The organism is Mesoterricola sp. MK458 (assembly GCF_055384935.1).
In genome coordinates this window covers 3,422,912-3,437,289 of sequence record NZ_AP045075.1, presented here as the reverse complement: position 1 = coordinate 3,437,289, position 14,378 = coordinate 3,422,912, and the positions used below count along the sequence as shown (strand labels likewise).

Annotated in this window: 11 protein-coding genes; 6 read left to right on the top strand and 5 right to left on the bottom strand. The window is 65.9% G+C overall.

Features of this window, described 5'->3' with window-relative positions; all coding sequences use genetic code 11:
• Nucleotides 1-7: 7 nt before the first annotated feature.
• Complete coding sequence (gene rpmH / locus ACZ5LB_RS14980) at nt 8-142, bottom strand: 50S ribosomal protein L34 (RefSeq protein ID WP_005035876.1); 135 nt, start codon at nt 140-142, stop codon at nt 8-10.
• 220 nt (nt 143-362) lie between these two features.
• On the opposite strand from rpmH, the gene dnaA reads away from it, so the two are divergent.
• From dnaA to ACZ5LB_RS14955, 5 genes are all read left to right on the top strand, one after another.
• Nucleotides 363-1,742: a chromosomal replication initiator protein DnaA gene (gene dnaA / locus ACZ5LB_RS14975; protein ID WP_464603012.1), complete on the top strand. Its 1,380-nt coding sequence runs from the start codon at nt 363-365 to the stop codon at nt 1,740-1,742.
• Nucleotides 1,743-1,967: 225 nt separating this feature from the next.
• The gene (gene dnaN / locus ACZ5LB_RS14970) at nt 1,968-3,095 is read left to right on the top strand and encodes a DNA polymerase III subunit beta (RefSeq protein ID WP_464603011.1); all 1,128 of its coding nucleotides are present in this window, start codon (nt 1,968-1,970) and stop codon (nt 3,093-3,095) included.
• A gap of 35 nt (nt 3,096-3,130) precedes the next feature.
• The gene (gyrB, locus tag ACZ5LB_RS14965; protein ID WP_464603010.1) at nt 3,131-5,638 is read left to right on the top strand and encodes a DNA topoisomerase (ATP-hydrolyzing) subunit B; all 2,508 of its coding nucleotides are present in this window, start codon (nt 3,131-3,133) and stop codon (nt 5,636-5,638) included.
• Between the two features lie 61 nt (nt 5,639-5,699).
• A complete protein-coding gene (gene gyrA / locus ACZ5LB_RS14960; RefSeq protein WP_464603009.1) occupies nt 5,700-8,312 on the top strand; it encodes a DNA gyrase subunit A in 2,613 nt (870 codons plus the stop codon).
• A 149-nt stretch (nt 8,313-8,461) separates the two neighbouring features.
• Nucleotides 8,462-8,590, top strand: coding sequence for a hypothetical protein (locus ACZ5LB_RS14955; protein WP_464603008.1), 129 nt, complete (start codon nt 8,462-8,464; stop codon nt 8,588-8,590).
• A 14-nt stretch (nt 8,591-8,604) separates the two neighbouring features.
• Here the strand turns inward: ACZ5LB_RS14955 and ACZ5LB_RS14950 are convergent, their stop codons facing one another.
• The 4 genes from ACZ5LB_RS14950 to ACZ5LB_RS14935 all read right to left on the bottom strand — a co-directional run bounded on the left by ACZ5LB_RS14950 (nt 8,605) and on the right by ACZ5LB_RS14935 (nt 12,820).
• Nucleotides 8,605-10,461: a GGDEF domain-containing protein gene (locus ACZ5LB_RS14950; protein ID WP_464603007.1), complete on the bottom strand. Its 1,857-nt coding sequence runs from the start codon at nt 10,459-10,461 to the stop codon at nt 8,605-8,607.
• 278 nt (nt 10,462-10,739) lie between these two features.
• Nucleotides 10,740-11,177, bottom strand: a complete 438-nt coding sequence (locus tag ACZ5LB_RS14945) for a gamma-glutamylcyclotransferase family protein (RefSeq protein WP_464603006.1) — start codon at nt 11,175-11,177, stop codon at nt 10,740-10,742.
• Nucleotides 11,177-11,563, bottom strand: a complete 387-nt coding sequence (locus ACZ5LB_RS14940; protein ID WP_464603005.1) for a response regulator — start codon at nt 11,561-11,563, stop codon at nt 11,177-11,179. Before ACZ5LB_RS14940 ends, ACZ5LB_RS14945 begins: the two co-directional genes overlap by 1 nt.
• A gap of 18 nt (nt 11,564-11,581) precedes the next feature.
• On the bottom strand, nt 11,582-12,820 hold the full coding sequence (locus ACZ5LB_RS14935) for a serine hydroxymethyltransferase (protein WP_464606318.1): 1,239 nt from the start codon (nt 12,818-12,820) through the stop codon (nt 11,582-11,584).
• A 104-nt stretch (nt 12,821-12,924) separates the two neighbouring features.
• On the opposite strand from ACZ5LB_RS14935, the gene purB reads away from it, so the two are divergent.
• Complete coding sequence (gene purB, locus ACZ5LB_RS14930; protein WP_464603004.1) at nt 12,925-14,376, top strand: adenylosuccinate lyase; 1,452 nt, start codon at nt 12,925-12,927, stop codon at nt 14,374-14,376.
• Nucleotides 14,377-14,378 lie beyond the last annotated feature (2 nt).

Below are 14,378 nucleotides of genomic sequence, written 5' to 3'. Positions count from 1 at the left end.
ATGGCACTTAAAGTGCGAGGACGTGCCGGCCCTTGGCGCGCCGGCGCTTGAGCACCAGACGGCCGTTCTTGGTCTTCATGCGGGAAAGGAAGCCGTGCGTCTTGGCGCGGCGACGGTTGTTGGGCTGAAAAGTCCGCTTCATGGTCCACCTCATGGCCCCATCCTGAAGGAAAGGGCGAACCTTCGAGGCTACCAGCAGGTCTTCGATCTCTCAACCCCAAAGAGAGGTCCCAACCTCCGGTTCCAGGTGATAAAGTAGTTCTCCCGAATCCAGACCGGAGTTCCGGGACGATCCCGAGGCGCTGCCCGCTGCGTTCCACCGCAGCGGGCAGCGCGGGTTCACCATCGAAAAAGGGCCTCCCATGCAAACGAACGATCCACACGCTCTCTGGGAAACCCTACGCAAAGGCCTGGCCACCCACCTCCCCGAGCGCACCTTCCACGACTGGATCGAGCCGTGCAAGGCCGTGAACTTCGACGGGACAACCCTCCTGATCCAGGTTCCCTCCCCCTCGGCGCGCATCTGGATCGAGCAGCAGCTGGCCGAGGAGTTCCACGACGTGCTGGTCCAGTGCGACCTGGCCAACCTCCGCCTTGGCTTCATGGTGGCGGGGGACGCCAAGGCCCCCGCCCCGCCCGCCAAGGGCAAGGGCGCGCACCCCGTCGTCCAGGAAGCGCCGCTGGATTCGCCCTTCCCCCAGGGCTTCCACCGCTACACCCTCGACCGCTTCGTGGTGGGTCCCAGCAGCCAGCTGGCCTTCGCCGCCGCCAACGCCGTCGTGGAGAGCCACGGCAAGCCCAATTCGACCCTCAACATGAATCCCCTCTTCATCTATGGGGGCTCGGGCCTGGGCAAGACCCACCTGATGATCGGCATCGGCAAGGGCATCCTGGCCAAGGCGCCCAACCTCCGGGTGGCCTACCTGAAGGTGGACAACTTCTTCAACGAACTCACCATCGCCATCCGGGCCAAGAACACCGAACCCATGCGCAAGAAGTACCAGCAGAACGACCTGCTGCTCCTGGACGACGTCCAGACCCTGGGCCGGATGGAGCGGACCCAGGAGGAGATCTTCTATATCCTCGAATACCTCCTTCAGTACGGTAAGCAGATCGTCATCACCTCGGACAAGCCCCCCCAGCGCCTGGAGGGCCTCCACGACCGCCTCATCACGCGGTGCAAGTGGGGACTCACGGCCGACATCCAACCGCCCGACTTCGAGACCCGCGTGGCCATCCTGCGCAAGAAGCTGGACGACGAGGTCTTCAAGGACCTGCCCGAGGTCCCGGAGGACGTCATCACCTTCATCGCCCACAAGGCCAAGGGCAGCGTGCGCGACCTGGAGGGCCTGCTCACCCGGGTCGTGTTCCAAAGCAGCTTCCTGGGCGTCTCTCCCAGCCTGGGCGTCGCCCAGGAGGCCTTCCTGGGCCAGACGGGGTCCGAGGCCACCGCATCCATATCCATGGAGCGCATCTGCCGCATGACCGCCGAGACCTTCAACATCTCCTTCAGTGACCTCATGAAGAAGAAGACCCGGCAGCAGGTGATCCTCCTGCCCCGCCAGGTGGCCATGTACCTGTCGCGCGAACTCACCGCCGCCTCCTTCACGGAAATAGGCAACAGCTTCAATGGAATGCATCATTCCACCGTCATGAACGCCATCGACTCCGTCAAGAACCGCATGCAGAAGGATGCCGATTTCCACAAACTGGTGCACTCCCTTCTTAATAGCATCCAGTGACAATACTCATGTTAGGTCCAGTTTCCACAACCGTGGCCCGCCCCCCCTGTGGACCCGCTGTGGAGAAGGCCCGGCCCCGGGGATCCCGTTCCGGCTTCCGGGGGCCAATCCGCGACTCCGCAGCCGAGACCCACACCTGCCCAGAGGCGTCCTTTCCAGATACACTAAGGGTTTGACCGTCATTTCCGCAGGTTGGCCCGCCACTCAGCATAATCAGGGTGAATCATGAACTTTCAAGTACAGGTCTCCAAGGAACGTCTTGATAAGACGCTCGGGATACTCAAGCACGCGCTGGAACGCAGGGTGACGCTGCCCATCCTCCAGCACGTCCTGGTGGAAGTTCAGGACCACGAGATGACCCTCAAGGCCACGGACATGGAACTGGCCTTCGAGGCGGTCCTCCCGGTCGAGGGACGCGGCAACCGCACCGTGGCCATCCCCGGCAAGAAGTTCGTGGAGACCGTTCGGGTCTATCCCGACGGCCTGCTCACCCTCGAGTGGCCGGACACCGGCAACCGCATCTGGCTGCGCGCAAAGGGTTTCAACTCTGAGCACAACATCCAGCCCGGGGAAGGCTTCCCGGAGCTGCCCAAGCCCGAGGCCGGCCTTCCCAGCGTCGTCGTTCCCGCGGCCCTCTTCCGCAAGGCGATCAACCTCGGTTCCATCTCCGTCAGCAAGGACGCCACCAAGCCGGCCCTGTCCGGCGTGCTGCTGCACATGGGGCGGACCTTCATCCGCGTGGTGTCCACCGACGGATTCCGCCTGGCGGTGGTGGAAGTCCCCATGGAAACGGGCCTGGAAGCCGACGCCCGCATCATCGTGCCCCGGCGCGCCCTGGACCTGCTTCCCTCCAGTCTGGGGGACGACGGCCACCTCACCCTCTCCTGGGACGAGCGCAGCCTGTTCATGGACCAGCCCGGACTCAAGTTCTCCACCCGGCGGGTCACGGGCAACTATCCGGCCTACGAGAAGGTCCTGCCCTCCGAGCTCCCGCGCAAAGTGATCGTGGACAGGGAGGATTTCCTCAAGACGCTGCGCGTCGTGGGCCTGAAGAAGGACGACTACAACAAGAACGTCCGGCTGTTCTTCGAGTTCCCCAACCTGCGCGTCTTCTTCCAGCACCCCGACGAGGGCGTGAACCAGGGCACCATCAGCTTCACGGGGGAGGAAAACCCCCTGGAGCTGGCCTTCAACATCGACTACCTCACGGAGCTCCTCGAGCGCATCCCCGGCGAGGAGGTCGTCTACCAGTTCAAGGATGACGTCGGCCAGGGCATCTTCATGTCCCCCAGCATCGAGGACATGAGCTTCAGGTACATCCTGATGCCCGTTAAGTTCGCGAATCCCAGCTAGCCAACACCCCAGGAATCCAGGAAAAGCGAGTATTGATGACCGAAGAAGTGAGCAAGGCCAAACAGCAGGAAACCGAACCCACCTACACCGCCGACAACATCACCGTGCTGCGCGACCTGGAGGCCGTCCGGAAGCGGCCCGGCATGTACATCGGGGACACGGACGACGGCAGCGGCCTCCACCAGATGGTCTACGAGGTGGTGGACAACGCCGTGGACGAAGCCCTGGCGGGCTATTGCACCCGGGTCGACGTCTACCTCCACGACGACGGCAGCTGCTCCGTGGAGGACAACGGCCGGGGCATTCCCACCGACCTCCACAAGGAGGAGAACCGCTCCGCCGCGGAAGTGATCATGACGGTCCTCCACGCCGGCGGGAAGTTCGACGACAACTCCTACAAGATCTCCGGCGGGCTCCACGGCGTGGGCGTCTCCTGCGTCAACGCCCTCTCCGAGCGCCTGTGGCTGACCATCTGGAAGGACGGCAAGGAGCACGCCATGACCTTCACCCAGGGCAAGGCGGACGCCCCCCTGGCCATCCTGGGACCCACCACGCGCCGGGGCACCCGGGTGCGGTTCAAGCCCGACGCCGAGATCTTCCACCTCAAGCTCGACTTCTCCTTCGAGATCCTCAGCCAGCGCCTGCGCGAGCTGAGCTACCTCAACAAGGGCGTCCACATCCGCATCACCGACGAGCGCAGCGGGGAGCACCACGACTTCTTCAACGCCGGCGGCATCGACGCCTTCGTGGAGCACCTGAACCGGAACAAGTCCGTTCTCCACAAGCCCCCCATCCACATCGAGGACACCAAGGCCGACATCACGGTGGAGGTGAGCCTCCAGTGGAACGACTCCTACCAGGAGACGCTCTTCTGCTTTACCAACAACATCCGCAACCGCGACGGCGGCGCCCACCTCGAGGGGTTCCGCGCCGCCATGACCCGGGTCATCAACACTTACGCCGAGAAGAACAACCTGCTCAAGTCCGCCAAGGTCGCCCTTTCGGGCGAGGACGTGCGCGAGGGCCTCACGGCGGTCATCTCGGCCAAGGTGCCGGACCCCAAGTTCAGCAGCCAGACCAAGGACAAGCTGGTCTCCAGCGAGGTGAAGGGCATCGTCCAGACCATCGTCTACGACCGCCTCACCAGCTTTTTCGAGGAGAACCCCCGGGAGGCCAAGGCCATCCTGGAAAAGGCCATCGAGGCGGCCCGGGCCCGGGAGGCGGCCCGCAAGGCCCGCGAACTCACCCGGCGCAAGGGCACCCTGGACAGCGCGGGCCTGCCCGGCAAGCTGGCGGACTGCCAGGAGAAGGACCCGGCCCAGTCGGAGATCTTCCTGGTGGAGGGCGATTCGGCCGGCGGCTCGGCCAAGCAGGGGCGTGAACGGCGCACCCAGGCCATCCTTCCCCTGAAGGGCAAGGTCCTCAACGTCGAGAAGGCCCGCTTCGACCGGATCCTGGGTTCCAACGAGCTGCGGATCCTCATCCAGGCCCTGGGCACCGGCATCGGCGCCGAGGACTTCAAGGTGGAGAACCTCCGCTACCACAAGATCGTGCTCATGACCGACGCCGACGTGGACGGGGCCCACATCCGGACCCTGCTCCTGACCTTCTTCTACCGCCAGATGCCCGAACTGGTGCTTCGCGGCCACCTGTACATCGCCCAGCCCCCGCTCTACAAGGTCAAGAAGGGCAAGCAGGAGCGCTACCTCAAGGACGAACGGGCCCTGGAGGAGTACCTGTTCAACAAGGCCCTGGACGGCTGGGTCCTGACCCTGCCCGACGGCAGCGAGCACCAGGGCCCCGCCCTCGTGCGCGAGATGAAGAAGTGGGGCGAAGTCAAACACTTGTATGAAAAGCTGGACCGGCGCGGCTACGCGCGTCCCCTGGTGGACGCCCTCCTGGAGGACGGCCTCCTGGACGAGGGCCGCTTCGGGTCCGACGAGGAGCTGGGGCAGCTCATGGTGCGCCTCCTCGCCAAGAAGCTCGGCGAATGCGAGCTGGAGACCCTGCCGGAAGAACTGGTGGACGGGGTCGCCATTCCCGCCGTGCACCGCCTGCGCGTGACCCGCATGCACCTCTCCCGGCCCATCACCCTCTGGATCGACGAACAGGTCTCCCACTGGGGCGAATTCCGCCGGCTGAAGGCCCTCCATGCGGACCTGGCCGTCTTCCAGGGGGGCGCCCTCAAGCTCCGCCGGAGCAACGCGCCCGCGGCCCCGGTGGAAGGCGAGGAGCCCGAACAGGGCATCACGACCCGGTCCCGGGAGCTCAGTTTCGCCAATGCCGAGGAGATGCTCGTCATGATCCTCGAGGAAGGCAAGCGGGGCCTCGGCATCCAGCGCTACAAGGGCCTGGGCGAGATGAACCCCGAGCAGCTCTGGGAGACGACCATGGATCCGGAGCGGCGCACGCTGCTGCAGGTCCAGGTGGACGACGCGGTGGAAGCGGATGAGATCTTCACGATCCTCATGGGCGACACCGTGGAACCCCGCAGGCGTTTCATCGAGAACAACGCCCTGCTGGCCGAGAACATCGACGTCTAACTTCCCCTTGAAAACCCTGCCTTTTTCGCCCCTGTTCCACGTGGAACGAATGGAAGACTGAATGACCCAGAACCAGCGAATCGAGCCCATCGAGATAGAAAAGGAAATGCGGAAGTCCTACCTGGATTACGCCATGAGCGTGATCGTGGGCCGGGCCCTCCCCGACGTGCGCGACGGCCTCAAGCCCGTGCACCGGCGCGTCCTCTACGCCATGAAGGAAGGCGGCAACGACTGGAACCGCGCCTACAAGAAGTCCGCCCGCACGGTGGGCGACGTGATGGGCAAGTACCATCCCCACGGGGATTCGGCCATCTACGACACCCTGGTGCGCATGGCCCAGCCGTTCTCCATGCGCCACGTCCTGGTGGATGGCCAGGGCAACTTCGGCTCCATCGACGGCGACAGCGCGGCGGCCATGCGCTACACCGAGGCCCGGCTCTCCCGCCTGGCCAACGAGATGATGTCCGACCTGGAACAGGACACCGTGGATTGGGGGCCCAACTACGACGACAGCATGGAGGAGCCCCTCAGCCTCCCCACCCGGTTCCCCAACCTGCTGGTGAACGGCAGCCAGGGCATCGCCGTGGGCATGGCCACCAGCATCCCTCCCCACAACCTGCGGGAGTGCTGCAACGCCCTCATCGCCCTGGTGGACGACCCCACCCTGGGCCTGGACGGCATCATGCAGCACATCAAGGGCCCCGACTTCCCCGGGGGCGGCCTCATGCTGGGCACGGAGGGCGTCCTGGACGCCTACCGCACCGGGCGCGGGCGCTGCATCGTGCGGGCCAAGTCCCACGTCGAGCAGATCAAGCGCGCCGGGGACCGGGAGCAGCTGGTCTTCACGGAGCTGCCCTACCAGGTGAACAAGGCCACCCTGCTGGAAAAGATCGCCGAGCTGGTCCACGAGAAGAAGATCGACGGCATCAGCGATCTCCGGGACGAGAGCGACCGCGAAGGCATCCGCATGGTGGTGGAGCTCAAGAAGGGCGAAGCCAGCGACATCGTCCTGAACCAGCTCTACCAGCTGACCCAGCTCCAGAACTCCTTCCCCATCACCATGCTCTGCATCGTCAACGGCCAGCCCCGGATCCTGACGCTCCGGGAAGTGCTCAAGGAGTTCATCGGATTCCGCCGCGAGGTGGTGACCCGGCGCACCCTCTTCCAGCTGCGCAAGGCCGAGGAGCGGCACCACATCGTCATGGGCCTGCAGATCGCCCTGGACCACCTGGACGCCGTCATCAAGCTCATCCGGGCCGCCGCCTCCCCCGAGGAGGCCAAGCAGGGCCTCATGGACGGGGCCTTCGCGACCGCCGCGGCCATCAAGAAGAACCCCGGCCTCAAGCTTTCCGAGCGCCAGGCCCAGGCGATCCTGGACATGCGCCTCCAGCGCCTCACCGGGCTGGAGCGGGAGAAGATCCTCGAGGAGTTGCGCGAACTGGAGCAGACGATCGCCTCGCTGAAGGCCATCCTCAACGACGACGCGCTTCTCATGCAGGTCATCCGCGAGGAGTTCCGCAGCGTGGCCGAGCAGTTCGGCGACGACCGGCGCACCGAGATCTCGGCCTTCTCCGGCAACATCCGCATGGAGGACGTGGTTCCCGACGAGGAGATGGTGGTCACCATGTCCAAGGCGGGCTACATCAAGCGCACGGCCCTGGCCGCCTACCGGCGCCAGAAGCGGGGCGGCAAGGGCAAGCTGGGCATGAAGACCAAGGACGAGGATTTCGTCGAGCGGCTCTTCCTCACCAAGGCCCATGACACCCTGCTGGTGTTCACGGACCGCGGCTACGCCTACGCCCTGAAGGTCTACGACCTGCCGGAGGCCGCGGCCTCCACCCGCGGCAAGCACATCAAGAACCTCATCTCCCTCAAGGACGACGAGAAGGTGGTCACCCTCATGGCCCTGCGGGAATTCCCCGAGGACAACCACCTGATCTTCGCCACCGCCGACGGCACGGTGAAGAAGACGAGCCTCAGCGCCTACGCCAACATCCGCTCCAACGGGCTCATCGCGCTCAACATCGACGAGGGCAACAGCCTCGTGTCGGTGCGGGTCTCCAACGGCACCCAGCAGATCCTCCTGATCAGCGCCCTGGGCAAGGCCATCCGCTTCCCCGAGGAGGATGTGCGCGCCATGGGACGCACCGCCACGGGCGTCCGGGGCATGCGCCTGGGCACCGGCGACGCCATCGTGGACATGGAGGTGGCGGATTCCCTGCCCGACCTGCCCGAGGGGGAGGTCGCCGACGAAAGCACCGCCTCCCACGGCATGCTCCTCACCGTCACCGAGAAGGGCTTCGGCAAGCGCAGCCTGCTCCAGGACTACCGCCTGCAGGGCCGGGGCGGAACCGGCGTCATCAACATCCGGGCCGGCGTTCGCAACGGCAAGGTGGTGGGTTCGGTGCTGGTGAAGGAGGGCGAAGGCTGCCTTCTGATCTCCCAGGAGGGCATGGTCATCCGCTTCAGCATCGACGGTGTCCGAAAGACCGGACGAGCGGCCATGGGCGTGAAGCTCTTCGCCCTGCCCTCCGACGCCGACCGGGTGGTTGGCCTGGCGAAGATCGACGCCAGCGCCCAGGCCCTGGACGAGGAGGAGGACGGCGTGGAAGGCGAAACCGGCCAGCCGGGTCCCGACGAGACCGGGGAACCCCAGAAGCTTGGGCTCGACTAGGTAGACGTACCGGAGCGTCCGCCTCGCCCCCCCGGGGGTGAGGCGGACGCCCTGCGTTTACGGCGTGGATGCGCGGGACGAAAAAGTCTGGGCGGAACGGCGCAAGGCGACCCATGCTTGGGGTGCATCCTGCGGGAAAGGAGGCTCCCGTGCATTTCCACCTCCCCTACCACCCCTTCCAGAACCACCCCATGGTGCCCGGCGCCTACGTCGCGAACCTCGTGCTGATCCTTCTGAGCATCCTGGTGGCCCTGGCCATCGGTCCCCTTCACCCGTAGCGGGAATCAGGCTTCTACGTGGTGGGTAGGCTGGCCCAGACGATGGGCCGGCCCTGGTGGCTTTCCGCCAGGAGCACGCCCTTGCCCACGAGGTCAGAGACATCCGGATAGCCGGCCATGATCTCCTGCAGGGATTCGGGCGCGTCCAGGGCCTCGTGCACGCCCACCCAGGTGTTCCGGCCCATGGTTTTGGCCGCGTAGAGGCATTGGTCGGCCACTTCGGCCACCTTCTCCCAGGCCACCCTGCCGGGTTCCCGGCGGAAGAACGGGTAGGAGGCGAACCCGATGGAGCAGGTCTTGTGGATGTGCTCCCCGTTGCCCAGGTCGAAGTCGAAGGCCTCCACCTGGGACCGGATTCTTTCCGCGACCAGATGGGCGTCCGTACGTGAGGTGTGTTTGGCCACCACGAAGAATTCCTCACCGCCCCAGCGCACCACCGTGTCGGAATCCCGCATCGTCTGGGAGAGGATGCCGGCGAACTGCTTGAGGACATTGTCCCCGGCCACGTGGCCATGCTGGTCGTTGACGGCCTTGAAATGGTCGATGTCGATCATGAGGAAGACCACATCGATGTTGGCGACCATGCGCTCCTTGCCCGCTTCCGACCTGCCGGCCCTCTGCAGGCGGTTCACCTGGGCCAGGTCCTCGGCGATGCGGGTGGTGAGGTAGCGGCGGTTCGCCAGGGAGGTGAGCGGGTCCCGCAGGCTCATGTCCGCCAGGGCCTTGTTCGCCGTTTCCAGCCGGCGCCGGCTAAGCACCAACACCCCGGCGATGCCGAATCCCAGGCCGCCCAGGGCGATCCACAGGAGGCGAAGGCGGGACTGGTTGCGCCGGTCCCGGCGGAGGGCCTCGATCTCCAGCTGCTTCTTGTCGTTCTCGAAGGCCGCGCTGGCATCGGCGATGTGCTTCAGGTCCTGGGACGCCTTGAGGCTGTCGGCGAGGGACTTGAATTCCACATGGGTCTCGTAGGCACGCTTGAAGTCGCCGGCGAAAGCGAACTCCTCGGCAAGGCTCCCGGCGATCTCCGCGGTGTCGTTGACGGCTCCGGATTTCTGGAAGTGCTCCAGACCCTCCTGGATCGCCTTCAGGCCTTCCGCGCTGCTGCCAAGCCGGTTCAGCGCGATGCCCCGGTTCACCTTGCACACGGCGATCGAGCCCGGGTCCTGGGCGGCGACGGCCAGCTTCATGGCGGCATCGGCGAACTTCAGGGTCCGGCGGTAGTCCTTCTTGCCCAGGTATACATCCGCCATGTTCACGGAAACCAGGAGCTGGGTGGCCGAATCGTTGACCTTGCCGGCCAGGTCCGAGGCGGTGCGCATTTCTGCGAGCTGGCGGTCCGAGTCGCCCATGGAGCCGTAGGCGTTGGCCAGGGAAAGATGGAAGGGGGCCTGCAGACGCAGATCGCCCAGGGATTCCGCCTCGGCGATGGCCGCCCGGTGCGAGGCCACGGCCTCGTCGAACCGGCGCATGAAGACGTAGAGGTAGCCCATGCGGTCCAGGATCTGGGCGTGGCCCTTCCGGTCATCGACCTCCTCGCTGATCCGTTGGGCCTTCTGGAGGGTCTGGATGGATTCGGAAAGTCGCCCCAGGTTCCGGAGGGCCGTGGAGAGGTTGCGGTAGGCGCGCGCCAGGAGCCGGCCCATTTCCACATCCTTGGGTGCTCCCTTGCGGTAGGTTTCCAGGGAGGGGATCAGGGTTTCGGCCTGGGCCTTGGACTCGGCGAAATGTTCGGTGGCCAGGAGCAGGTTGGCGGCTTCCACTTCCAGGGCGAAATGATCGCGCTGATTCCCGGTGCGGCCCACCAGTTTCCGGGCGCGCTCCACCGTCTCGGCGGCCTTCTTCAGGTCCTTGAGGACGATGGTGTCCCGCAATCGGCCAAGGAGGAACCAGGTCTCGGTTTCGGAATCCGGTTCGCGGGCAAGGAGGGCAAGGGCTTCATCCTCCGCAGCCAGCGAGACCGAGGGATGGGAGCGATTGTCCGACTCAACCTTATTTCTTAAATAATGTAGCTTGGCGCTTGTCAGCGCAGGTTCCTGTGCGGACAGCGACGTGCCTGGAAGGACCCAGAGAAGGGCCGGAAGGCACATGACTCCCGGTACCATCGATCTGAAATGCCATGGATGCATGGTTTCAATAATACTTGGAAGCATCAATCTTCGAGATATTCTTTCCAGTCTCCATTGAAAAGTTCAACCCCGTCCCGTTCGAGCCGGGGCAGGCGGTCGGGCGTAAATACATAAACCCAGGCACCGTAGCGGTGGCCGGAATCCAGGACCACGGGGAGGACGATCCGCGTGAACAGCCCGCCTTCCACGTCCTCCAGCGGGTCCAGGTCCTCCAGGGCGCTTTCCAGGGCCGCCTCGTCCTCGTAGCCGACGAAGGCGCCCGCCACCCACCCGGCTCCGGGGGGAGGCTGGGACGGCTCTTCCTGGGCCACCATGGCCGGGAAGCCATTGGCGGGGAGATGGAAGAGCCGGCCAGGAACGTGGGCCGCCGTGAGGCCTTCGGGGTTGGTTCGCATCAGCCAGGCGTGGTTCCGGCCGCCTTCCCGCATGGGGCCGTAGACGAAGATGCCGTCGGCCTCCACTACCCCTCCGCGGCCAGGAGCCGGCGCACCTGGTCCAGGAGATCCTTGCTGCGGTAGGGTTTGGCGAGAAAGCCGGTGGTGGGCGTGGCGCGGGTCAGTTCCGGCCGGGTGTCCGGGGAGAAACCGCTGCTGATGAGAATGCGGGTCCTGGGAGAGGCGTGGATGATCCGGTCCATCACCTGGAAGCCATGGAGACGGGGCATGACCAGGTCAAGGATGACCAGGTCGAACCGGCCGCCCGATTCAAGGAAGGCGTCTAGGCCGGCCTGGCCATCCACGGCCTCGGCAACGTCATATCCGGAATTCTCCAGGATCTCCCGGGCCATTTCCCGGATGAGCGGCTCGTCGTCCACCACCAGGATCCGGCCATTGGATGGGCTGGCCATGCGAGGTACCCCTGAAGGCTATTCGGGAATGGGGAACAGGCCCGTCTGCTCGAAGACTTCCTGGCGGATGCGGGCCGTCGCCGCTTCCTCGCCGCGGTGGCGCAGGGCCAGGTCGATCCAGCCGGCGATGCGTTCCATCTCGGGCTCCTTCATGCCCCGGGTGGTGATGGCCGGCGAGCCGATGCGGATGCCGGAGGGCTTGAGGGGGGGGTTGGGGTCGAAGGGGATGCCGTTCTTGTTGACGGTCATGCCGGCCTTGTCGAGGGTCTGCTCGGCCTCGTTGCCCAGGATGCCCTGCTGGAAGACGTCGATGAGCATGAGGTGGTTGTCGGTGCCTCCGGAGACCACCCGCCAGCCCCGCGCCATGAGGGACGATGCGAGGGCCGCGGCGTTGCGCACGACCTGCTCCTGGTACGCCTTGAACTCAGGCTTGAGGGCCTCGCCCAGGGCCACGGCCTTGGCCGCCACCACGTGCATGAGGGGACCGCCCTGCACGCCGGGGAAGAGGGCGCGATCCAGGTCCTTGGCGAAGCGCTCCTTGCAGAGGACGAGCCCGCCGCGGGGGCCGCGCAGGGTCTTGTGGGTGGTGGTGGTGACGAAGTCGGCGTGGGGAACGGGGCTGGGGTGGTGCCCGGTGGCCACCAGGCCGGCGATGTGGGCCATGTCGACCATCATGAGGGCGCCCACCTCGTCCGCGATGGCGCGGAAGGCGGGGAAGTCGAAGGTGCGGGAGTAGGCGGAAGCGCCGACGACGATGAGCTTGGGCTTGTGCTCCAGGGCCAGGCGGCGCACCTCGTCCATGTCGACCTTCTCGGTCTCCCGGTCCACGTGGTACCCGATGAACTTGTAGAGAATGCCGGAGCTGTTCAGGGGGTGGCCGTGGGTGAGGTGGCCGCCGTGGGCCAGGTCCAGGCCCAGGACGGTGTCGCCCGGCTTCAGGATCGAGAAGTAGACAGCCATGTTGGCCTGGGCGCCGCTGTGAGGCTGGACGTTGGCGTGCTCGGCCCCGAAGAGCTGCTTGGCGCGGGTGCGGGCGAGGTCCTCGACGCTGTCGACGTTGACGCAACCGCCGTAGTACCGGCGGCCGGGGTAGCCCTCGGCGTACTTGTTGGTGAAGTGGCTCCCCATGGCCTGCATCACGGGCCGGGATGCGTAGTTCTCGGAAGCGATGAGCTCCAGATGGTGGCGCTGGCGCTGGACTTCAAGCTCCAGGGCCTGGAAGATGGCAGGGTCGGCGACTCGCAGGGCCTCGTACATGGGCATGGCAACACCTCATAGGTTTCCGACAGAAATCTTCTCACAAGAAGCGCATAAAAGCGCGTTCCCGTCCGATCTGCCAAAATGAAAGGGAAAGGTGGCCCATGCCCATTCTGCCCCCCAGCGACGCCAGCGACCTGGAAAGCTTTGAACATCCCCTCGCCTCCCGGTACGCGTCCAAGGCGATGGTGAGGCTGCTTTCGCCCCTGTACCGCATGCGCGTGTGGCGCCGCCTTTGGATCGCCCTGGCCGAGAGCGAAGCCGAGCTGGGGCTGCCCGTGACGGCGGCCCAGATCGCGGAGATGCGGGCCACCCGGGACGCGGTGGACCTGGAAGCGGTGGCCCGCTTCGAGGCCTCGCTCCGCCACGACGTGATGGCCGCCATCCACGCCTGGGGCGAGCAGGCGCCCAGCGCCCGCCCCATCATCCACCTGGGGGCCACCAGTTGCTTCGTCACGGACAACGGGGACCTCCTCATCGCCCAGGAGGCCCTGCGGCTGATCCGTCGACGGCTGCAGGACGTCATCGCGGGCCTCCGGGACTTCGCTTCGGCCTGGCAGGACCAGCCCTGCCTGGGCTTCACCCATTTCCAGCCCGCCCAGCCCACGACGGTAGGCAAGCGCGCCACGCTCTGGCTCCAGGACCTGCTCCTGGACCTGGAGGACCTGGACCACGTGCTGCGCACGACGCCGGTGCGCGGCCTCAAGGGCGTCACCGGCACCCAGGCGAGCTTCCTGGAGCTCTTCGACGGCGATGGGGCCAAGGTGGACGACCTGGAGGCGCGGTTCTGCGCCAAGGTGGGCTGCGCGGCCATCCCCGTGTCGGGCCAGACCGCCACGCGCAAGCTGGAGGACCGCATCGGACAGGTGCTCTGCGGCATCGCGGCGTCGGCTTCCAAGTTCGGCTGCGATCTGCGGCTGCTGCAGCACCTGAAGGAGGTGGAGGAGCCCTTCGAGAAGAGCCAGATCGGCTCCAGCGCCATGCCCTACAAGCGCAACCCCATGCGAAGCGAGCGCATCGTGAGCCTCGCGCGCTTCGTGACCGGGCTCCTGCCCAGTTCGTACCAGACCACCTCCACCCAGTGGATGGAGCGCACCCTCGACGATTCCGCGCACCGGCGCCTCACCCTCAGCCAGGGGCTCCTGGCCGTGGACGCCATCCTGGTGCTGCTGCGCAACGTGACCTCCGGGCTGGTGGTTTACCCCCGCATGATCGAGGCCCGGCTCCAGTCGGAACTGCCGTTCATGGCGGCCGAACTCCTGCTCATGGAGGGGGTGAAGCGAGGGGGCGACCGACAGGATCTCCACGAGCGGTTCCGGGTGGCGTCCATGGAGGCGGGTCGGCGCATCAAGGAGGAGGGGCAGCCCAATACGCTTCTCCGGTTGCTGGCGGAAGATCCAGCGTGGAACATGAATGAATCGGAACTGACGGGCCTCCTGGATGCCCGTCGTTTCACGGGCCGCGCCGGGGAGCAGGTGCGCGCCTTCCTGGCCCAGGAGGTGGCTGCCGCCCTGGCGGACCACGAGCCGGCCGATGCCGCTTCCGTACGTGTTTAGAA

Coding starts and splice junctions, on each gene's coding strand:
- rpmH (WP_005035876.1), bottom strand. CDS start 142: ATGAAGCGGACTTTTCAGCCCAACAACCGTCGCCGCGCCAAGACGCAC.
- dnaA (WP_464603012.1), top strand. CDS start 363: ATGCAAACGAACGATCCACACGCTCTCTGGGAAACCCTACGCAAAGGC.
- dnaN (WP_464603011.1), top strand. CDS start 1,968: ATGAACTTTCAAGTACAGGTCTCCAAGGAACGTCTTGATAAGACGCTC.
- gyrB (WP_464603010.1), top strand. CDS start 3,131: ATGACCGAAGAAGTGAGCAAGGCCAAACAGCAGGAAACCGAACCCACC.
- gyrA (WP_464603009.1), top strand. CDS start 5,700: ATGACCCAGAACCAGCGAATCGAGCCCATCGAGATAGAAAAGGAAATG.
- ACZ5LB_RS14940 (WP_464603005.1), bottom strand. CDS start 11,563: ATGGCCAGCCCATCCAATGGCCGGATCCTGGTGGTGGACGACGAGCCG.
- ACZ5LB_RS14935 (WP_464606318.1), bottom strand. CDS start 12,820: ATGTACGAGGCCCTGCGAGTCGCCGACCCTGCCATCTTCCAGGCCCTG.
- purB (WP_464603004.1), top strand. CDS start 12,925: ATGCCCATTCTGCCCCCCAGCGACGCCAGCGACCTGGAAAGCTTTGAA.